This window comes from Halorubrum rutilum, from assembly GCF_024494565.1.
The window spans coordinates 479914-500378 of the sequence record NZ_JANHDN010000003.1 but is presented as its reverse complement, the minus strand read 5'-3'; the positions used below and the strand labels follow the sequence as shown (position 1 = coordinate 500378).

The following is a 20465-nucleotide window of genomic DNA, read 5'->3' as shown; positions in this document are numbered from 1 at the left end:
GGGCGCGCCGGGGCGGGCCCCCCGGCCGCCCCCCGCCCGCGAGGGAGGCGGCGGCCCGGCGCGGCTCTGCCCGCGCCGGGCCGTCCGCCGAGGCTGGGGAGGCGCGAGGCTGCGGTGCGGAGCGGTTGGGTGGGACTCAAAGGGGCAGCCGCGAGGACGGCGCAGGCGACCCAAGCACCGCAACGAGGGAGCGTCAGCGACCGAGTGAGGCGCGCAGCGAGCGTGCGCCGTCCTCGCGGCTGGGGCTTTGGCGGTGTTCGCTAGGGATCCGGATTCGACCACATACGGCCGGCTGGCCGGGGCTTTGGCGGTGTTCGTCGTTTATCCGCAGTCGACTCCTTATGTACGAAACCGCGCCCAACCGCTCCGTGATCCCTTTCAGCGACCTCGCTCGCGCGGCCTACTGCCCTCGACAGCTCTACTACGCGCGCCGCGAGGACGACCGGGCGGTCCCGCCGGACGCCCGCGCCCGGATCGACCTCGCCTATCGCTACCCCGCGCTCGTCGACGCGCCGGACGCGACCCTCCGCCGGCTCCCGATCCGGCGCTCGCCGGCCGCCTACCGCCGGAACCTCGACCGCCTCCGCGGCCGCGACGACTACGACTGGCTCGTCGACCCCGCTCGCGAGCGCGCGTTCGTCTCCGGGAAGGACTGTCACGGAACGGTTCACAAGGTGCTCGGCGCCGGGGGCGACGCCGCGGACGCGCCGGGCGAGGACGCCGCCGCCGACGCGCCGGGCGAGGACGCCGCCGCCGACGCGCCGGGCGACGACGAGCCGCCCCTTCCCACGGTCGTCTCGCCGGGCGAGCCCCCGGAGAACGGCGTCTGGGGGTCACAGGCGGTCAGGGCCGTCGCCGTCGCGAAGGCGGTCGCGTGGGAGCGCGAGCGCGAGGTGCCGCGCGCGCTGGTCGAGTACCCGAGCGTCGGCGCCGCGCGCGAGGTCCGACTCACGACCCGCAAGAAGGCCGCTTACCGCCGGGCGCTGCGGGCCGCCCGCGCGATCGACGGCCCGCCGTCGCGCGTCGACGACGACCGGTGTTCCGCCTGCGACTACCGCGAGGAGTGCGGGGTCGGGCGCCGGTCGTTCCGGTCGCTGCTCGGCTAGCGGTCTCCCGGCGAGCGCGACGCGCCGCCCTCTCGCTGACGAACTCCGTTAACGGATCCTCGCCGAACCGCCGCGGTCGCCGACGATCCGTCGGTCATTCCTGTCGCGACCCGTCCGTTTATATGCGTGTGACGCGTCGCCACGGACACGAATGACACGCGACGATCGCGGTCGTTCGGAGGATAGAGGAAGTCGCCTCGCGGCGGCTGGCCGCGAAATTCTCCGACGATAACGACTCCGGGGCACGACCGCCCCGCGGCGGCACCGACCCCGAACCCACCGCAGAGCCGACGGACTCCCTTTTGACCCGAACACCACTCACCGACCTCGACGAGGTACAGCTGTTAGACACCACCCTGCGCGACGGCGAGCAGATGCCCGGCGTCTCGCTGGCGCCGGCCGAGAAGGTCGACGTCGCCCGCGCGCTCGACGCGGCGGGGATGCACCTGATCGAGGCCGGCTCGGCGTGCACCTCCGCGGGCGAGCGCGAGGCCATCCGCCGGGTCGCCGGCGAGGGGCTCGACGCGACCGTGACGAGCTTCGCCCGCGGGGTGAAACGCGACGTCGACCACGCGCTCGACTGCGGCGTCGACGGGATCAACCTCGTCGTGCCCGCCTCGGACAAACACGTCGAGACGAAGGTCGGCTCGACCCGCGACGAGGTGGTCGAGACGACGGTCGAGCTCGTCGAGTACGCCACGGACCACGGCCTCTGGGTCGAGGTGCTCGGCGAGGACGGCTCGCGCGCCGACCTCGACTACCTCGAACGCCTGCTCGGCGCGGGCCTCGACGCGGGCGCCGACCGGATCTGCTACTGCGACACGGTCGGCGCGGCCGACCCGGAGCGCACCGCGGCGGTCGTCTCCCGGCTCGCCGAGCTCGGCCCGACGAGCCTCCACACCCACGACGACCTCGGCTTCGGCGTGGCGAACGTCCACGCCGGGCTGAAGGCGGGCGCCGACACCGTCCACGGCACCGTGATGGGCGTCGGCGAGCGCGCCGGCAACGTCGCCCTCGAAGAGGTCGCCGTCGCGCTCGACCGGTCGTACGACGTCGACACGGTCGAGCTGGAGCGGCTCTATCGGCTCTGCCGGACCGTCTCGGAGGCGACCGGCGTCGCACTCCCGCCGAACAAGGCGGTCTGCGGCGCCAACGCCTTCGCCCACGAGTCCGGGATCCACACCGACGGAACCCTGAAGGACGGGACGATGTACGAGCCGTACCCGCCGGAGACCGTGGGGCGCGAGCGCCGGCTCGTCCTCGGCAAGCACGCCGGCCGCGCCGGCGTCAAGGCCGCGCTCGCCGAGCACGACGTCGCGGTCGACGACGACGAGCTGAGCGCGGTCGTGAGCCGCGTGAAGGAGCTCGGCGACCGCGGGAAACGCGTCACGGACGCCGACCTGCTCGCGATCACCGAGGACGTGCAGGGCCGCGAGCGCGACCGCCGCGTCGAGCTCGTCGACCTGACGGCCACCTCCGGGGGGAACCTCCCCACCGCGTCCGTCCGGCTCCGCGTCGGCGACGAGGAGCGGGTCGCCTCCGGCACGGGCGCCGGCCCCGTCGACGCCGGCCTCGAAGCCGTGCGGGCCGCGCTGGCGGACGACGGCGCCGCCGACGCCGACGGCGCCGAGGGCGACGGTCCCGGCGGCGTCTCCTTCGACCTCGACTCCTACCACGTCGACGCGATCACCGGCGGCACCGACGCGGTCGTCACCGTCGAGGTCGACCTCTCGCGCGGCGACCGGTCCGTCTCGGTCTCCTCGACGGACGCGGACATCACCCGCGCCAGCGTCGTCGCGATGGTCGACGGGCTCGACCGACTGCTCTCGGCCGAGGCGGACGCGGAACCGAGCGCGATCGCGGACGACTGAACGGCGAGGGCCCCGCCTCGACCGGACGCGCCGTCGTCGCTACCGCTTCTCGCCGCGCAGCCAGACGTAGTCGCAGGCGTCGAGCTCGAACGTGACGCCTCCCTCCGCGACGTAGTGCCCGCCGTCGCCGACGACGTGCTCGACGGTGGCCGGGTCGACGTCGAAGCCGACGACCTCCTCGCGGTGCCCGTCCGCGAGGTTGTGCGCGCAGAGCAGGACGGTCTCGTTTCCGTCGGCTCCCTCACCGTCGCCGTCGAACCGGTGGACGCGCGTCTCCTTGTGGTCGGTGTCGAGCGCTCGGTAGTCGCCCCGGGCGATCTCGGGGCAGGCGTCGCGGGCCGCCACGAGCGCCTTGACCCGCGAGAGCAGCGAGTCGGGGTCGCCGCGCTGGGCGGCGACGTTCACGCGATCGTAGGCGTACTTCCCCTCGTCGACCACGGGGTTGTAGCAGTCTTCGGGGGCGGCGGTCGAGAAGCCGCCGTTCGCCGAGTCGTCCCACTGCATCGGGGTGCGGACCGCCTCGCGCTCCGGCAGGGAGAGGTCCGCGCCCATGCCGATCTCGTCGCCGGACTGGAGCGCGACGGAGCCGGGCAACGAGAAGAGGAGGCTGTGGGCGACGGCGATCCGGTCGCGGTCGCCGGCGTACAGGTCGGCGAGCCGGAGCCGGTGGCCGCGCTCGAAGATCCAGGAGTCGCCGGCGTCGTCGCCGAAGTACTCGCGGGCGTGCTCGAACGCCTCCTCGGGGAGCTTCAGCAGGTTCCACTCGTCGTGGTTCCGCAGGAAGTTCACCCAGCCGCCCACCTCGGAGACGTCCGGCAGGATCTCCTCCGCCCGCCGGAGCGGCCACGTGTCCTTCACGCCGACCGCGTAGGTGAGGTGCGCGTTCATCACGAAGTTGAACTGCAGGTGGAACGCCTCGCCGTCGCCGAAGTAGTAGTCGAGGTGCTCCGGCTCGTCGTCGGCCTCGGCCAGCAACACCGCGTCCGACTGCTCCGCCTCGACGACCCGCCGCATCTCCCTGAACAGCTCGATGGCGTCGCCGAGGTCGGTCTCGTCGAGGGTGGTCGCGTCGTGGCCCTTCGGCATCAGCATCGGGTGGGCGGCGTCGATCCGGAAGCCGTCGGCGCCCTGGTCGAGCCAGAACCGGAGCACGTCGTACAGCTCCCCGCGGACCGCGGGGTTCGCGACGTTGAGGTCGGGCTGGTGGCCGTAGAACTGGTGGAAGTAGTGTTTGCCCGCGACCTCGTCGTGGGTCCAGACGCCGTCCTCGTACTCCGGGAAGATGTTGCCGCGCTGGTGGGCGTCGTCCGGGTGGCTCGTCCACAGGTAGTAGTCGTGGTACTCCGACTCGGGGTCCTCGCGGGCGCGCCGGAACCACTCGTGCTCGTCCGAGGTGTGGTTGAAGACGAGGTCGGTGATCACCCGGATGCCGCGCTCGTGCGCCCGGTCGGCGAACTCGCGGAAGTCGTCGAGGCTCCCCAGCCGGTCGTCGACGCCGTAGTAGTCGGCGACGTCGTACCCGTTGTCGCGGAGCGGGCTCGGGTAGAACGGCCGGACCCAGAGCGCGTCGACCCCGAGCTCGTCGAGGTAGTCCAGGCGCTCGGTCGCCCCCCGAAAGTCGCCCCACCCGTCGCCGTCGCCGTCGTTGAACGTCTTGACGTCGAGCGAGTAGATCGTCGCGTCCTCGTACCAGGCCGGGTCGCTCATGAGTTCGGGTAGGGAGGCGAGGGTCTGGATTCTTGCGGTTCGCCGGTCGTCCCTGCCCGTCGACGGCGATAGGCCGTCCGGCGCCGCGACTAGGCCGTCCCGCGCCCTGACTGGGCCGTCCCGCGCCCCGACCGGCAGCGTCTGACGAGGTTTTTAAGCGAGCCCGCTCGAACGACGCCCGTGAGCGTCGTCGTCGCGGTGAAGCCCTCGGCGCGCAAGCGAAACGCCAAGGTGGGGCGGCTCGTCTTCGAGGACGGCCCCCGCCACTCGTTCGAGAGCCGCGCGGCCGCGGAGCGCTGGGCGGCCGACCTCTCGACGGGGGACGGCCACGTCTGGGTCGCGAGCGCGCACCCCCGCGACGGCGACGACGTCGACTGTTACCTCGTCTCGCGGGCGACGAACGCGAAGCTGGAGGCGGCGTACGACAAGCGCCGGCGTCGGCTGCGGGGCGACGCCGGAGGCGAACAGGAGTCGTTGGGCGGGGAGTCGTAGGGGATCGCTCGCGCTCCCGGTCGCTCCCGTTCGCCCGCTACCCGCCGGTCACGCCTCGACGATGTCGTCGCGGTACCCCTCGACCGTCTCCATCACCACCTCCCGGTCCGCGTCGGCGACGTCGAACTCGCGGAGCGCCGCGTCGAGGTGCGCCGCGATCGCGTCGAACTCGTCCTCCGTGACTCCCAGCCCCTCGTGGGCCGTCTCCATGTCGTCGCCCTCGTACGCCATCGGCCCGCCGGTGACCGCGCTCAGGAACTTCGTCTGGTGAGACCGCTGGTCGGCCATGTCGACGTCGTCGAAGTGGTGCGCCACCCGCTCGTCGGCCAGCACCCGCTCGTAGAACTCGTTGACGACCGCGCCGACGGCCGGCTCGCCGCCGAGGCGGTCGTACAGGGTCGCGTCGGACATACGATTCGGTCACGGGCGCGACGTATGGCTCTTTCCCCGGGGCGCCGCCGGCTGATCGCGCGTGGCGTCGCGTATAAATCGCCGGCGCCGCGGCTTGACGCGCGGAACTCGGGAGAAGCGCCGAGGCGGAGATTTGAACTCCGGTGTCCGAATGGACAGTAGATTTCGAATCTACCGCCTTGGCCAGGCTAGGCTACCTCGGCTCACCTCCGTGTTGGCCGGTTCCGCTGTTATGCGTTTCGATCGCCGGCGGCGCCCCCTCGGCGGCGCCCCCTCGTCGCCGCGGCGCGACCGTCCTCGGACCCCCGCCGGCAACGCTTTTCGGGGCGGCTCCCGTGCGGCCGGTATGGACGTCCCCGAAGCCGCGGCGGCCTGCTCGCGCGTCGTCGACGAGGTCGGCGGCGCGGTCGTCGCCGACCGCGAGTTCCTCGACCGCGTGACGCTCGGGATCCTCGCCCGCGGCCACGTCCTCTTGGAGGACGCGCCCGGCACCGGCAAGACCCTCTCGGCGCGCTCGTTCGCGACCGCGCTCGGCTTGGAGTTCTCCCGGATCCAGTTCACCCCGGACCTCCTCCCGTCCGACGTCACCGGCACCAACGTCTTCGACGAGCGCGACGGCTCCTTCTCGTTCTCGCCCGGCCCGGTCTTCGCGAACGTCGTGCTCGCCGACGAGATCAACCGCGCGCCGCCGAAGACGCAGGCCGCGCTGCTGGAGGCGATGGAGGAGGGGCAGGTGACCGTCGACGGCGACACCCACGAGCTGCCGAGCCCGTTCTACGTCATCGCGACGCAGAACCCGGTCGAGAGCGAGGGCGCGTTCCCGCTGCCCGAGGCGCAGCTCGACCGCTTCGCGGTCAAGACCTCGATCGGCTACCCCGACGACGACGGCGAGGTCGAGCTGCTCCGGCGGCGCGCGGGCCGCGCCGAGCGGGCGCCGACGGTCGAGCGCGTGCTGGACCCCGACGCCGTCGCGGCGCTCCGCGAGGTGCCGGAGACGGTCCGTGTCGAGGACGACCTCCTGGAATACATGGCCGCGCTCGCCCGCGCGACCCGCGAGGATCGCCGCGTCGACGTCGGCGTCTCGCCCCGCGGCACCCAGCGGCTGTTCGAGACGGCCCGCGCCGCCGCGGTCCTCGCCGGCCGCGAGTTCGTCACCCCGGACGACGTGAAGCGCGTCGCGGAGCCGACGCTCGCGCACCGGCTCGTCCTGACCCCGGACGCCGCCGTCAACGACGCCGACGAGCGCGACGTGATCGCCGACGTCCTCGACCGGGTCGCGGTGCCGACGGTCGAGGCGGCCGAGGCGTGACGCCGGGCGGAGACCGCCTACCCCTCGTCGCGCTCCGCCAGCAGCTCCGTCGCCGTCAGCAGCGACTCCAGCTCGACGTCGTGTTCGGCCAACAGCTCCTCGGCCCCCTCCTCGCGGTCGACGACGACGAGCACGCGGTCCACGGTCGCGCCGGCCTCCCGCAGCGCCTCGACGGCGTCGACGGCCGACCGCCCGGTCGTGGCGATGTCCTCTAACACGACGACCGCCTCGCCCTCGTCGAGCCGACCCTCGATGCGGTTGCCGGTGCCGTACTCCTTCGCCGACTTGCGCGCGATGACGTACGGGCGGCCCAGCTCGGCGGCCGTCACGGCCACGAGCGGGACCGCGCCGAGCGCGACCCCCGCGAGCTTCGCGTCCGTCTCGGCGAGCCGGGCCGCGAACGCCTCGCTCACGAGCGTCAGCGCCTCCGGGTCGGTCTCGAACAGGTACTTGTCGACGTAGTAGTCGCTCGTCCCGCCGTGCGAGAGCTCGAACTCGCCGAATTTGACGGCGTCGGCCGCGCGGAGCGCGGCGATCAGCTCGCGTCGTCGCTCGTCGTCGGTCATACCCTCACGGGACGGGGCGGCGACCATAAACGGGTCGGAACGCGGGCGCCGAGGCCGCGACGGACGCGCGGAGCGTCGCGCGACGCGGTCTCGGTCCGCCCCGGCGCGCCGCCCCGCTCACTCCGGCGCCGGGAGCCGCAGCGTGACGGTCGTCCCCTCGCCGTCGATCCCCGGTCCGAAGGCGACCTCGCCGCCGTACGCCTCGACGATCCAGGCGACGATCCACAGCCCGATGCCGGTGTTGTGGTTGAGCTGGGTCACCTCCGCCTCGCCCGTGATGACCCCTCGGACGCCCTCGGGGACCCCCGGCCCGTCGTCGGCGACGCGCACGCTGACGGTCCCGGTCTCCGGGTGGCGTTCGGCGGCGATCTCGACTCTGGGCCCGTCCCCTCGCGAGTGGACCACGGCGTTCTCGACGAGGTGCCCGATCGCCTCCGCCAGCCGCTCGTCGCCGCGGACGACGGCGTCGTCGGGGACCGCGACGTCGATCCGGGCCTCGGGGTACCGCTCCGCGTACTCCTCGCGGACCGCCGCGGCGACCCGCCCCACCGACACGGGGTCGGGGTCGCTCACGATCCCCTCCTCGACGACGCGCCTGATCTCGGCCGCCCCCTCCGCGAGGCCGGCGAGCCGCTTCCCCGTCGTCTCGATCCGGCGGGCGTAGTCGGCGGTCTGCTCGTCCGCGGCGTCGTTCGCGATTTCGCTCGCGAAGCCGAAGACGACGTTCAGCTCGTTCCGGAGGTTGTGCCGGAGGATGCGGTTGACGACCCGGAAGTACCGCTCGCGGCGCCGCCGGTCGGTGATGTCGGTGTAGATGCCGAACGCGCGGCGCCCGTCCGTGGTCTCGTAGGCGAACCCGCGGAAGAGGAACTCGCGCGGCCCGTCGACGGTCCGCCGGCGGACCTCCGTCGTGACGAACCCCTCGTCGCGCACCCGCTCGTCGATGGACCGCTCGCTCGCCTCGCCGCTCCCGTCCGTCGGCCCGGCGCCGTCGCCGGCGCGTCCGGCCTCGTCGCCCAGGCCCGCGAGCCGGTCGTCGCGGATGTCGAGCGCGTCGATGGTCCGCCCGCGGAGCGCGGCCGCGTCGTAGCCGAACTGCGACGCGAACGCCGGGTTGACCCCGGCGATGACCGTCTCGTCCGGTTCGAGCGCGACCTCCATCACGGGGTCCGGGAGGCGCTCGAACAGCCGGTCGAAGCGGTCCCGCTCGTGCGAGAGCTCCGTCCGCGTCCGCCGGAGGTCGGTGACGTCCGTCAGCGACGCGACGACCCCGCTCGACCCCTCGGACAGCGGCGAGAGGCGCAGCTCGCCGTGTCGCCGCCGCCCGTCGCGCTCGACGGCGACCTCCACCCGTCGCACCCGCTCGATCCCCGCGTCGCTCCCGTTTTCCCCCGCGTCGCTCCCCGTCGCCCTCGCCTCGGCCTCGCCGACCGCGTTCACCGCGTCGGCGACGCGGTCGCCGTCCGCCGCCGGGAGCGCGTCGCGGATCCGCCGCCCGACGAGCGCCGCCGAGTCCGCGCCGAGCCACTCGGCGAACGGCTCGGTGGCGTACGTCACGGCGCCGTCGGCGTCGAGCACGCAGACCATGTCGTCGACGTTCTTGAGCGCGTCCTCGTAGGTGCGGAGCCGGCGCCGGCGATCGTGGGCGTCCATCGCGGCGACGGCGTTCGTCGCCAGCAGCTCCAGCACCGACACGTCGTCCTCGTCGAACGCGCCCGGTTCGGGGGCGCCGACCACGAACGCGCCGTGCTCGCCGAGCGGCACGGCCGCGAACGAGCGCATCTCGTGGTAGTCGCGGTCGTCGCCCAGCGCGGCGACGTCGTCGCACACCCACGGCTCGCCGCTCGCGTACACCTCGCCGGTGACCCCCTCGCCGGGCGGCCGCGGCCCGCGGTCGGCGAACGCCTCGCCGAGCCCGTCGCTCGTGGCGACCAGCCGGAGCCGGTCGGCGTCGGGGTCGTACAGCCGCACGCCGCCGATCTCGTGTCCGAGGATCTCGTCGGCGGCCTCGATCAGCCGGTCGGCGACCGCCGCCCTGTCGTCGGCCCGCTGGATCTCCTCGACGGTGCCGAGGAGGCGTTCGAGGATCCGCTCCCGGCGCTTCCGGTCGGTGACGTCGGAGAAGAACACCGACAGCCCGTCCGACGAGGGGTACGCCGTCACCTCGGTCCACAGGTCGAGGGGCTCGTAGCGCTCCACGAACGACACCGACTCCTGGGTCGCCATCGCCCGCCGGTAGCGCTCCTCGTACGTCTCGCCGACCGCGTCGGGGAACTCCTCCCAGACGTTCTCGCCGACGAGCTCCCCGGGGGACCGGTCGAGCAGCGCCGCCGCCTTCTCGTTGACGTAGGTGAACCGCCACTCGTCGTCCAGCGCGAAGAACGCGTCGTCGATCCGTTCGAGGGTGTCCTCCAGGCGGTCGACGGCCGCCTCGCGCTCCTCGCGGGCCGCACGGCGCTCGAACGCCCGGCCGAGCCAGTCGGCGAGCAGCTCGACGAACAGCCGCTCCCGGGGGGTGAACGGGCGGCTCCGGTTCGACTCGTCGACGAAACAGAGGGTGCCGACGACCTCCCCGTCGGCCACGATCCGGCCGCCGATGTAGCTCCCGAGCCCGAACAGCTCGTGGGTCGGGTCGCCCTCCCACCCCGCCTCGGCGGGGTCGGTGAACGCCACGACGCCGCCGTCGGCGTCGGTTCCGTCGCTCCCGGGGTCCTCGCCGGCTTTCCCGGCGTCGTCCCCGACACCGCCGACCGTCCGCCGGCAGTACGTGTCCTCCAGCGGCATGGTCCCGTCCTCGTCGATCACGCCGCGCTCGATCAGCGATTCCAGCAGCTCGTCCCCGCCCCGCTGCCGGCGGACGGCGAACCGGTCGTCGGTCGTGTGCGACGCGTAGCCGATCGACAGGCCGAGCCGCTCGCGGCCGAGGTCGAGCAGCGCGTCCAGCTTCTCCTCCAGCTCCGCGGTCCGGTCGGCGGTGATCCGGACGAAGCGTTCGAGGAACGGGTCCTCGCCCTCCCCGCTCGCCGTCCCCGCGACCTCGTTTCCGGCCGGCCCCGCCGGCTCGGCGGCCGACTCCGCCAGCTCGGCCGCCCGCTCCGCGAGCGTCTCGCCGTCGGCCGCCAGCCGCCGCCCGGAGACGTACTCGACCCCCAGCCGGCTCGCGTCGATCGCGGCGTCCGCGTCGTCGTCCGCGGTGTACGCGAGGACCGGCGCGTCGGGGAACCGCTCCCGGACCCGACGCAGCCGCCCGCCCGCGTCGCCGCCGGTCGCTCCGAGGCGGACGATCACGACCGGCCGGGCCGCGTCGGCGCCGCTCTCGGCGGCGCCGTCCGGTTCGGTCAGCGCCGTCCCGTCCGGGAGGCTCGTCCACGGTTCGTCCGGCAGGTCGCCGCGACCGCCGACGTGGAGGGTCGGTCGGTCAGCGCTCATCTCCCCGGCGCGCGCGGCCTCTGACTGCGCCGCATTCACCGTTTCGGAGGGCAGGGTTCGCCGACGCCTCGGGTCGGCGGTCGCGATCGGGCCGTCCACTCATACGCCATCACTACCGGAAGGGGGGTGATAACCGTTCCCCCGAAGTTCCCGTTCTCGATATTTTCCGGTCGAACGTCGCCGTCCGTCGATTTCGCCGACGGTCGTCGCCGGCGAGAGCGACCGATCCGAGAGAAACGCTCGTCGCCGCGCGCGACGCGGCGACGCCGACCGCTACCGGTCGATCCCGGCCGCGCCGCCGACGACGTCGGCGACGTCCTCGGGGGTGATCACGGCGAGGTCGCCGTCGACGGTCCGCTTCAGGGCGGCGGCCGCGGCGGCCCACTCCAGCGCGTCCGCGACGCCCCCGCCGTCGAGCCGCCGCGCGAGGTAGCCCGCGACGAACGCGTCGCCGGTGCCGATCGCGTCGAACGTCTCCGCGTCGAAGACGCCCTGCTCGTACACCGACCCGTCCCGCAGGGCCACCGCGCCCTCGCTCCCCCGCGTGACGACGACGGCGTCGAAGCCGAACTCGGAGGCGAGCCCGTGGGCGATCTCGACGGCGTCGCCCTCGCGGTCGAGCACCTCCCGGGCGTCGCGCCGCGGGACGAAGAGGGTGTCGACGTGCGCGAACAGCTCCTCGTACGCCGCCCGCGCCGCCTCGGGGCCCCAGAGCTTCGCCCGGTAGTTCAGGTCGAACGAGCGCGTCGCGCCGGCCTCGCCCGCGGCGCGGAGCAGCGCGGTCGTCGTCTCCGCCGCGCGGTCGGAGAGGGCCGGGGTGATCCCGGTCGCGTGGAAGCGCTCGGCCGCCTCCAGCGCGGCGGTCGGCAGCTCCCCGGGCTCGACCGTCGTGATCGCGGCGTCGGCGCGGTCGTAGATCACGCTCGTCCCGCGCGGCTCGCCGCCGTGTTCGAGGTAGTACGTCCCGACGCGGCTCGACGCGGGGTCGGCCCACGCGACGCCGGTCCGGACGCCGTGGCTCCGGAGCTCGCTCACGACCCGGCGGCCGAGCGGGGACTCCGGCAGCTTGGAGAGCCAGACGGCGTCGGCGCCGAGCCGAGACGCGCCGACCGCGACGTTGCTCTCCGCCCCGCCCGCCTGCACGTCGAGGGACCGGGCCGTCTCCAGGCGCTCGCCGCGCGGCGGCGAGAGCCGGAGCATCGTCTCGCCGAACGTCACGAGGTCCGTCACGCCGACCACCCCGCGGAACCGTGACTCGGAGGGAACGCGGCCGCCGCGATCGCCGGGGTCGCTGCGATGTCCATACCGACCCGTCGGCGGGGCGATACAAAAGGACAGGCGATCGGTCCCGCCCCGGCCCGACCTCCCCTCACCGGAGCGCCGACGCCAGGGCCACCGCCCCGAACAGCAGCAGCGCGAGCGCGGCGACCGGCTGCGACCCGGCCGCGGCGCGGTAGACGCCGTAGACGACGCCGACGGAGAGCGCGCCCGCGAGGAGGGTCGTCCCCGCGTGGACGGCGACGTTCCGGCGGGTCCGGGCGCCGCGGCCGACCTGCTCGCCGACCGAGAGCCCGTGGTCCGCGGCGTCCCACGCGACCGCGAGCGCGACCCCGCCGACGAGCAGCGGTTCGACGCTCCCGCCCCGGTACCCCCCGACGGCGAGCCCGACGAGCCCGATCCCGGCCGCCCACGAGAGGAGGCGGTGCGACCGCCGGACCGACCCGGCCGCGAGGGCGACCGTCGCGGCGCCGAGGAGGGCGCCCCCGAGCGGCGCGGCGAGGAGGGCGGCGAGGCTCGCGACCGCGGCCGCGACGAGGCTGAGGACGACGGCGAGCGCCGGGGGGCGGGCGTCGCGCTCGGGTCGGTCGGTCGGCGCGTCCTGGTCGTCGGGATCGTCGGAGTCGTTGCCGTCGTCGCCCTCCTCGCCGTGAGCCCCGCCACCGCTCACGGCGACCACCCGCTCGTCGCCCGCGCGACCGCGACCGGGAACGGCTCCCCGTCCCACTCGACCACGCGGATCCCCACCGACCGGAGCTCCCGGAGCCGCTCGCGGCGCTCGAACCGGACGAGCCGCTCGCCGGTGGTCCCGCCCGCGGTCACGTCGGGCGAGAGGACGGTGACGAGGTGGCCGTGCGCGTCGATCCGGCGCGCGAGCGACGCGGCCGCGTCGTCGATCAGGGGAGTGAAGAAGAGCACCTGCGCGTCGGCCGGGAGCCGCCGTCGGAACCGCCGGAGCCACCGCGACCGGTAGAACCGCTGCCCGCTCGGCGTCGGCGCCAGCGCGGGGTCGGTCGCCAGCGTCTCGCGCCCCTCGGCGGCGTGCGCCGTCCCGGCGCCCGGCGCGAGCCAGCAGTCCACGGGGCCGAGCGCCGCGATGCCGACGCGGTCGCCGCCGTCGAGGAGCGCGCGGAACGCCCGGCCGGCGGCCCCGACGCTCGCCTCGACCGCGGTCCGCCCCTCGGGCTCGGCGGCGGCGTACGCCGACTCCCGCGCGTCGATCAGGAGGACGACGGTCGCGGCGCGCTCCTCCCGGAGCTCCACGGTCGCCAGCTCGCCCGTCCGCGCCCGCCGGTTCCAGTCCACCCGCTTGAGGGGGTCGCCGCGGCGGTACTCGCGGGTGGCGTGGAACTCCACGCCCGACCCGCCGACGTCGGTCGGCATCCGGCCGTGGTACCGCGTCGTCAGCCCGCGGAGGGGGAGGTCGCCGCCGGCGGCGAGCTCCGGGGTGCAGACGACCCGCGCGGGGTCGGCCGGGTCGACTTCGGTCGTCCGCTCGCGCGACCCGGCGGGGTTCCGCGCGATCGCCGTGAGCGCCTCCCACTCGTGCTCGCCGCGGCTCGCGCGCACGACGTACTCGAACGCGACCGACGCGCCCGGGCGGAGCGCGGTCGCGACCCGCGCTGGGCCGTCGACGACCGCCAGCCCCGGCGGGACCCCGTCGACGAGCCGGAGGTCGGCGATCGGGGCGTCCCCCGCGTTGCGCGCCCGGACCGCGACGGTCACCTCGTCGCCCGGTTCGGGGATCGCGTCGCTCACGGTCCGGCTCACGTCGAGGGTCGCCGCCGGCGCCTCGCCGACGCCGGCGTACAGGGCGTAGCCGACCCCCACCGCGCCGAGGAGCACGAGGCTCGGGCGCCGCGTCACGACCCCGACGCCGACCAGGGCGAGCGCCGCCCCGCGAATTCCGTCCCAGCGCCCGGTCTCGGCCTCGCGGAGAGCCCTGCGCTCGGTCGTCGCTCCCCCGTCGTCCTCACGCATCGCTCGCCCCCGACCTCCCGTCGCCTCCTCCCTCCTCGTCTCCTTCCAGCCGACCGATCGCGTCGACGGCCGCCCGGAGGCCGAACCCGTAGCGCGAGCGTCCGGAGAGCGCCGCCCGAAGTCGAATCCGGACCGGGTACGACGACTCCCGCGCGAGGAACGCGGCGGCGGTCGCGTCGTCGGTCCACTCGCCGCCCTCGACGAGCTCCGCGGCCGCCTCGGTCGAGGCGTTCCGGTCGCGGGCGACCGCCGCGACCGCGAGCTCCCTGGTCCGGTCGCGGAGCTCCCGCCGGGCCCGGTGCCCGCGGAGCGCGGAGCCGGTCGCCCGCGCGACGCGCTCGTCGAGGTCGGCGCCGGGCACCGTCGCCGGCGCCCGCCGCTCCGGGTCACCGGGGTCGGCCGCTCTGCGCTCCCGGTCGCGGCGGGCGTTCGCGTACCTGACGCCCTGGACCGCGCCGAGCGCGCCGATCAGGGTGACGACGGTCGTCGACGGGTCCAGCGCGCTCGCGACCCCGCGGTCGACGGCGGCGACGAAGCCGACAGCGACCGACGCCACGCCGAGCGCGACGAGGGGGCGCACGGCTACGCCGCACCCCCGTGGCGCTCCTCGATCCGTCGGAGGGCCTCGACGGCCCGGCGCTCGCGCTCCGCGGTCGCCTCTTCGCCCCCGTACCGCACCCGCTCGAAGACGGCCGTGAGGTCGGCGACGGGCTCCTCGTCGACGCCAGCGTCGACGGCCGCGGCCGCGAACTCGGCCGGCGTCGAGGACGCGGGGCGCTCGACGTCGAGGGCCTCGGTCATGTCGCGCCACGCGCGGTACACCTCGTTGTCGGCGTCGGACCGCTCGATCTGGTCGGCCGCCGCGCCCGCGGTCCGCCCGACCGCGCGGAGGTCCGGGTCGCCGGGCTCGTCGCCGCCGTCGCTCTCGGCCGCGGCCTCGCCGTCGGTCGGTTCGTCGTCGCCGCCGGCGCCGAGGAGGACGGCGACGCTCGCGACGAGGGCCGCGACCACGACGAGGGCGAAGAGGAGCTCCGGCGCCGAGGCGGTCCCCTCCCCGCCGCCGGCCCCGCCGAGCCCCCCGCCGCCCTCGGGGAGGAACCCGCCCTCGTCGGCCGCGGCGCCGAGCGCGAACTCGACCCCCTCGTCGACCGGGCGGCAGGCCGAGAGCAGCCACCCCAGCGCGGCGGTCGGGACCCCCAGCGACCCGACGACGGCGCCCGCGGCGAGCCCCGAGCCCGTGTCCCGGTAGACGAACGCGGCGAGCCCGAAGAGGACCGCGGCGAACGCCAGCAGCGCCGGCGGCTCCCGGAGGAACTCGTAGCACGCGGGCGGGATCGAGAGGGCGCCGCCGCCGCTCGGGGCCGGCGACGCGCCGAGGTCGGCGCTCTGACCGCCCGGTCCGCCGGCGTCACCGCCGCCGCCGAGCCCGCCGCCGCCGAGGCTCACGGCGGAGTCGAGGGTCGCGGCCGCGACGCCGAGCGCGACGACCGCGAGGAGGGCGAGGAGGACCGCGGCGAGGGCGTCCCGTTGCACGTCCGGGGGTACGCCGTGCCGCGGGAATAGCTTTCGGCGGGGGCGCTGCGTCGCCGTCAGTCCGCCCCGCCGTCGACGGCGCCGTCCAGGGGCGTCGTCGGGAACAGCGCGTCGACGTCGGGGTCCGTGTCGACGAGGCGGTAGCGGGCGCCGTCGCGCTCGACGACCCCGGCGTCGGCGAGGTGGTCGAGGTGCGCGAACGCCTCGCCCGGCCCGTGGAGCACGTGGATGTCGACCAAGTCGCCGAACAGCTCGGCCGACACCTCCCACGCCGTCGCGGGGCCGCGGTCGGCGAGGACGGCGAGCACGCGCCGCGTCCGGTGGCGGTGGTGGTCGAGGATCGTCGCGGCCCGCCGGCTCGGGTCGTCGATCCGCTCGCGGTGGCCCGGGTGCGCGGCGTCGAAGTCGCGCTCGACGACCCGCGCGAGGCTCCGGGCGTACGCCGCGAGCGGCGCGTCCACGCGGACGTCCGCGCCGCCGACGTTCGGGGTGTACCGCGGGAGGAGCGCGTCGCCGGCGAACAGCTCCGCGGGGGCGGTCGACTCGCCGCGGGCGCGGTCCGACCCCCGCCGCGGTCCTCGCCCGCTCCGCCCGACCGGCTCGTGGCCCGGGACCTCGCGCGGGTCGAACGCGAAGCCGGTGAGCCCGGCGGTGTGACCCGGCAGGTGGACGGCCTCCAGCGCGACGCCGCCGGCCTCGACGGCGTCGCCGTCGGCGATCGCCGTCACCTCGGCGGGACGGCCGCTGAGGTCGGCGCTCACCGCGTCGAAGAACTCGCGGAGGCGCTCTTGGTCCTCATCCGGGAGCCCCCACCGCTCGAACGTCTCGCGCTGGAGGTCGCCGTCGAGGAAGAGCGGCGTCTCCGTCCCGTCGACGAGGGAGGCGTCGGCCTCGTGGACGTACACGTCGGCGCCGCTCTCGGCCTGTATCTCGCCGGCCAGTCCCGCGTGGTCGGGGTGCCAGTGCGTCAGGGCGACCGCGTCGACGTCGGCGAACGCGACGCCGTGCTCGGCGAGGCCCGCCGCGAGGTCGTCGCGGACGTCCGGGAGCGCGACGCCGGTGTCGACCAGCGCGGTCGTCTCGCCGTCGAGCAGGTAGACGTCGTTCGCGCCCTCGAACACGGTGTTGCCGAGCTGGATCCGCTTCACACCCTCCCGTCGTCGGGCGCGCATTTGAGGGTTGCCTCCGCGGCACTCGGTCGAGCACGTCGGCGAGCGCCGCCGCGGAGCGGGCGCCCGCTCAGTCGAGCACGTCGACGCCGGTGAACTCGAAGCGCGCGCCGCCGGACTCGCTCTCGGCGACCCGCACCTCCCAGCCGTGGGCCGCCGCGACCGCCTCGACGATCTCCAGCCCGAAGCCGGTGCCGTCGTCGTTCGTGGTGTACCCGGCCTCGAACACCGCCTCGCGGTCCGCCTCGGGGATCCCCGGACCGTCGTCGGCGACGTAGAAGCCGCCGTCGAGGTCGCCGACCGTCACCGTGACGTCCTCGCCCGCGTGCTCCACGCCGTTGCGTACGAGGTTCTCGAACACCTGCCTGAGCCGGCTCCGGTCGGCGCGGACGGCGCGGTCGGTCTCGACCCGCAGCGTCGCGTCCGCGGTCTCGACGCCCTCCCAGCAGTCCTCGACGAGCTCGCAGAGCGAGACCCGCTCCGTCTCCTCGACGCCGTCGCCCTCGCGGGCGAGCGCGAGGAGGTCGTCGATGAGCGTCCCCATCCGGTCGTGGGCGTCGGCGACGGCGTCGAGGTGCTCGGAGTCGCACTCCTCGCGGGCGAGGTCGAGCCGCCCCCGCGCCACGCTGAGCGGGTTCCGGAGGTCGTGCGAGACGATGCTGGCGAACTCCTCCAGCCGCTCGTTCTTCTCCCGGAGCGCGTCCTCGCGGCGCTTCTGCTCGCTGACGTCGCGGATGACGCCGACGCGGTCCAGCTCCTCGCCCTCCTCGCCGGTCACCCGGTTGAAGCGCATCTCCACCGGGAACCGCTCGCCGTCGGCCGTGAGGAAGTCGTACTCGACCGTGCCGACGTCGCGGTCGCCGGCGTTCACCTCGTCGCGCACCCGGCCGGCCTTCTCCGCGGCCTCCTCCGTCACCCAGTCGTAGATGTCCGTCCCCAGCAGCTCCTCCCGGCTCACGCCTTTCATCTCCGCGTACCGGTCGTTGACGTACGCGATGGTCCCGTCGGGACGCACGGCGTAGACCGCGTCGTCGAGCGAGTCGAGGATCGTCTCATACCGCCGTATCTCCCTGTCCCGAGGTGACCTGTCCGTCATGGCGCTTCTCGTCCGTTCGTTTCAGCCGTTCAGTAATAAAATGGGTCGTCACGGTCGTCGCTCGCGCGGTCGAATCCCAGTCGCTTGCGGAGTCGGAGCGCGGTCGGATCCCGACCGCTCGCCCCCTGCCGGAGGGACGCGACTCCGGAGCGGATCCGGTGCGCTTTCGTCGCCGCGCGCCCACGAGACGGCATGGAGTACCAACCGGGTGTCTGTAACATCGGGCCGGCCCAACAGCGGCGGCGGCTCCTCCTCGGGATCGCGTCGCTCCTCCTCGCGGTCGGTCTCGTCGCCGCCGTCGTCGCGGTCGGCTGGCCGCGCCGGGCGCTGCTGCTCTCCGTCTTCCCGCTGTACGGCGCCGCGATGGGCTACTTCCAGTACCGCGAGCGGTTCTGCATTGGCTTCGCCGGTATCGGCGTCTTCGACGTCGGCGACGGGACGAACCGGGTCCTCGACGAGGCGGCGCTGGCGGCCGACCGGAAGCGCGCGGTCCGGCTGAACGCGAAGTCGGTGGCCGTCGGCGCCGTCGGGACGATTGTGATTTACGGAGTCGCAGTCGTCGGCTTATAAGTAGCTGTTCGGACGGTTCGCGTTCGATACCGCGTCATCGTCTTGGTGAGCAGTTTTGAAGATTTGATCGTTTATAAACAACAAGGAGAATACCTGCGCCTTTAGGCGCGGGATGAATCCGACACTCCGACTGACAACCCCACGACGACACTCCAACCGGATATTCAACGCCCCGTCGCCGGTTTTAACATTCAAAATCTCATAATTGCTTATGAAAACAGTACGATGCTGGAGACGACCCGCACCTACGTCGCCCGAATCACGAACCACCAACAGGTTCGTGGCGACCTCGACCAGTGCGGGTTCGCAGCATCCAAACTGTGGAACGTCGGACGCTACTACGCCCACCAGCGGTGGGACGAAGACGACGAGATACCCGACGAGGCCGAGTTGAAATCGGAGTTGAAAGACCACGAACGCTACAGTGACCTGCATTCGCAGTCAAGTCAGCGAGTTCTCGAAGAGCTTGCTGAGGCGTTCACCGGCTGGTACAACTCCAACGACAGCAACAATCCACCCGGCTACCGGAAACGTGGCGACGACTACCCCCGCTCCACTGTCACGTGGAAGAAACGAGCAATCAAGCACGACGACAAACACGGCCAACTCCGCCTCTCAAAAGGTTTCAACCTGAAAAAGAGTCGGTCGGACTTCATCCTCGCCGAATACGAACCCCGCCCCGACGTCGAAGTCGAAAACATCCAGCAGGTGCGTGCCGTCTGGAACGGTGACGAGTGGGAACTCCACCTCGTCTGCAAGAAAGAGATTTCAGTCGAAGATGCACCGGGTGACAACACGGCGGGGATCGATCTCGGAATCAGCAACTACCTCGCCATCGACTACGAAGACGGCCCCTCGGAGCTGTATCCGGGGAACGTGCTGAAAGAGGACAAACACTACTTCACCCGCGAGGAGTACCAGACCGAGGGCGAGAACGGCCTGTCACGTCGTGCACGGAAGGCCCGACAGAAACTCTCCCGACGCAAAGACCACTTCCTCCACACTCTCTCGAAGCACATCGTCCAGCGGTGTGTGGAAGAAGGCGTGGAGAAGATAGCGGTTGGCGACCTCAGCAACATCCGCGAAGACGAGAACGGTGACCCGCGGAACTGGGGTGCGTCGGGGAACAAGAAACTCCACGGCTGGGAGTTTGCCCGGTTCACTCGCTTGCTCGAATACAAGACAGAGGAACACGGCATCATCGTTGATCGTGTGGACGAGGAGAACACGAGCAAGACGTGTTCGTGTTGCGGGCAGATTCGTGACTCGAATCGCGTGGAGCGTGGGTTGTACGTCTGTTCGTCGTGCGAGACGACGATGAACGCGGACGTGAACAGTGCGGTGAACATTCGCAGAAGGATAACTCAGAGTCCCCCGACGGGGGATATGAGTAACGGCTGGTTGGCACAGCCCGGAGTCTTCCTGTTCGACCGTGAGAGCGGGTCGTTCAACACGAGAGAACGGGGAGTCTGCAAACCCTAATATCCCAACGCTCGGGATTCCTCCGGCTTCAGCCGGAGGAGGATGTCAATTATAAACCGTTGCCGGCGCGGCGAACGCCTCCAAAGCCCCGGCCGCTCGGTTATAATTGTCCGGCGATGGACCGACGGAAAACGCCTCCAAAGCCCCGGCCGCGAGGACTCGCGCGACTCGCTGTGCTCCTCGCTCAGTCGCTCACTCCGTTCACTCCTTCGCTGCGGTGCTTGCGTCGTCGTGCTTCCTCCTCGCGGCCGGGGCTTTGAGTCCCACCCGACCGCAACCGCCCCGCACCTCACGCCTCCCCAGCCTCGTCGCTCGGTCGGGGCTCCCGCCGGTCGCCCGCTCCCTCGCGACTCCCTCGCGCGGCGCTCCTCCGCGGCCGCCGGTGGCGGCCGCTCGGAGGCGCGCGCCACCGCACAGTACTGCGGCCCGCGTCACCACCGGTGTCGATCTGGATGCACGAATGTGT

The 20465-nt window shown here is 73.4% G+C and carries 17 protein-coding genes and 1 tRNA gene; 6 read left to right on the top strand and 12 right to left on the bottom strand.

Annotation, left to right across the window (positions count from 1 at the left end; genetic code table 11):
* The first annotated feature begins 368 nt into the window (after positions 1 to 368).
* Both NO900_RS09110 and NO900_RS09105 read left to right on the top strand, forming a co-directional pair.
* The gene (locus tag NO900_RS09110) at positions 369 to 1106 is read left to right on the top strand and encodes a hypothetical protein (RefSeq protein ID WP_256408900.1); all 738 of its coding nucleotides are present in this window, start codon (positions 369 to 371) and stop codon (positions 1104 to 1106) included.
* A gap of 302 nt (positions 1107 to 1408) precedes the next feature.
* Positions 1409 to 2977 (top strand): (R)-citramalate synthase, encoded by a 1569-nt coding sequence (locus tag NO900_RS09105; RefSeq protein WP_256408899.1) that lies wholly within the window; start codon positions 1409 to 1411, stop codon positions 2975 to 2977.
* A gap of 39 nt (positions 2978 to 3016) precedes the next feature.
* Here the strand turns inward: NO900_RS09105 and NO900_RS09100 are convergent, their stop codons facing one another.
* Positions 3017 to 4684, bottom strand: coding sequence for an alpha-amylase family protein (locus tag NO900_RS09100; RefSeq protein WP_256408898.1), 1668 nt, complete (start codon positions 4682 to 4684; stop codon positions 3017 to 3019).
* Between the two features lie 180 nt (positions 4685 to 4864).
* On the opposite strand from NO900_RS09100, the gene NO900_RS09095 reads away from it, so the two are divergent.
* Complete coding sequence (locus tag NO900_RS09095) at positions 4865 to 5176, top strand: DUF8081 domain-containing protein (RefSeq protein ID WP_256408897.1); 312 nt, start codon at positions 4865 to 4867, stop codon at positions 5174 to 5176.
* Between the two features lie 48 nt (positions 5177 to 5224).
* Here NO900_RS09095 and NO900_RS09090 read toward each other — a convergent pair whose 3' ends face one another.
* Positions 5225 to 5587, bottom strand: coding sequence for a group I truncated hemoglobin (locus tag NO900_RS09090; protein WP_256408896.1), 363 nt, complete (start codon positions 5585 to 5587; stop codon positions 5225 to 5227).
* Between the two features lie 118 nt (positions 5588 to 5705).
* Positions 5706 to 5790: transfer RNA gene (locus NO900_RS09085), tRNA-Ser, on the bottom strand.
* Positions 5791 to 5933: 143 nt separating this feature from the next.
* Between NO900_RS09085 and NO900_RS09080 the strand changes: the two genes are divergently transcribed.
* Positions 5934 to 6896: an AAA family ATPase gene (locus NO900_RS09080; protein ID WP_256408895.1), complete on the top strand. Its 963-nt coding sequence runs from the start codon at positions 5934 to 5936 to the stop codon at positions 6894 to 6896.
* Between the two features lie 17 nt (positions 6897 to 6913).
* Here the strand turns inward: NO900_RS09080 and pyrE are convergent, their stop codons facing one another.
* The 9 genes from pyrE to NO900_RS09035 form a co-directional block, all read right to left on the bottom strand.
* The gene (gene pyrE / locus NO900_RS09075) at positions 6914 to 7462 is read right to left on the bottom strand and encodes an orotate phosphoribosyltransferase (RefSeq protein ID WP_256408894.1); all 549 of its coding nucleotides are present in this window, start codon (positions 7460 to 7462) and stop codon (positions 6914 to 6916) included.
* Between the two features lie 117 nt (positions 7463 to 7579).
* A complete protein-coding gene (locus NO900_RS09070) occupies positions 7580 to 10891 on the bottom strand; it encodes a PAS domain-containing protein (protein WP_256408893.1) in 3312 nt (1103 codons plus the stop codon).
* Between the two features lie 273 nt (positions 10892 to 11164).
* Positions 11165 to 12130: a bifunctional 2-dehydro-3-deoxygluconokinase/2-dehydro-3-deoxygalactonokinase gene (kdgK1, locus tag NO900_RS09065; protein WP_321169219.1), complete on the bottom strand. Its 966-nt coding sequence runs from the start codon at positions 12128 to 12130 to the stop codon at positions 11165 to 11167.
* 130 nt (positions 12131 to 12260) lie between these two features.
* On the bottom strand, positions 12261 to 12896 hold the full coding sequence (locus tag NO900_RS09060; protein WP_256408891.1) for a DUF7519 family protein: 636 nt from the start codon (positions 12894 to 12896) through the stop codon (positions 12261 to 12263).
* Positions 12836 to 14149 carry a DUF58 domain-containing protein gene (locus tag NO900_RS09055; protein ID WP_256408890.1) on the bottom strand — a complete coding sequence of 438 codons (1314 nt, stop codon included), beginning with the start codon at positions 14147 to 14149 and terminating at the stop codon, positions 12836 to 12838. The genes NO900_RS09060 and NO900_RS09055 overlap by 61 nt, the downstream gene beginning before the upstream one ends.
* A complete protein-coding gene (locus tag NO900_RS09050) occupies positions 14142 to 14729 on the bottom strand; it encodes a DUF7269 family protein (RefSeq protein WP_256408889.1) in 588 nt (195 codons plus the stop codon). The genes NO900_RS09055 and NO900_RS09050 overlap by 8 nt, the downstream gene beginning before the upstream one ends.
* Positions 14730 to 14731: 2 nt before the next feature.
* Positions 14732 to 15682, bottom strand: a complete 951-nt coding sequence (locus tag NO900_RS09045) for a DUF4129 domain-containing protein (protein WP_256408888.1) — start codon at positions 15680 to 15682, stop codon at positions 14732 to 14734.
* A gap of 56 nt (positions 15683 to 15738) precedes the next feature.
* On the bottom strand, positions 15739 to 16830 hold the full coding sequence (locus NO900_RS09040; protein ID WP_256408887.1) for an MBL fold metallo-hydrolase: 1092 nt from the start codon (positions 16828 to 16830) through the stop codon (positions 15739 to 15741).
* 91 nt (positions 16831 to 16921) lie between these two features.
* Complete coding sequence (locus tag NO900_RS09035) at positions 16922 to 17947, bottom strand: two-component system sensor histidine kinase NtrB (RefSeq protein ID WP_256408886.1); 1026 nt, start codon at positions 17945 to 17947, stop codon at positions 16922 to 16924.
* Between the two features lie 192 nt (positions 17948 to 18139).
* On the opposite strand from NO900_RS09035, the gene NO900_RS09030 reads away from it, so the two are divergent.
* Together NO900_RS09030 and NO900_RS09025 are read left to right on the top strand one after the other, a co-directional pair.
* The gene (locus NO900_RS09030; RefSeq protein ID WP_256408885.1) at positions 18140 to 18517 is read left to right on the top strand and encodes a hypothetical protein; all 378 of its coding nucleotides are present in this window, start codon (positions 18140 to 18142) and stop codon (positions 18515 to 18517) included.
* A gap of 225 nt (positions 18518 to 18742) precedes the next feature.
* Positions 18743 to 19999 (top strand): RNA-guided endonuclease InsQ/TnpB family protein, encoded by a 1257-nt coding sequence (locus tag NO900_RS09025; protein ID WP_256408884.1) that lies wholly within the window; start codon positions 18743 to 18745, stop codon positions 19997 to 19999.
* The last annotated feature ends 466 nt before the right edge of the window (positions 20000 to 20465 follow it).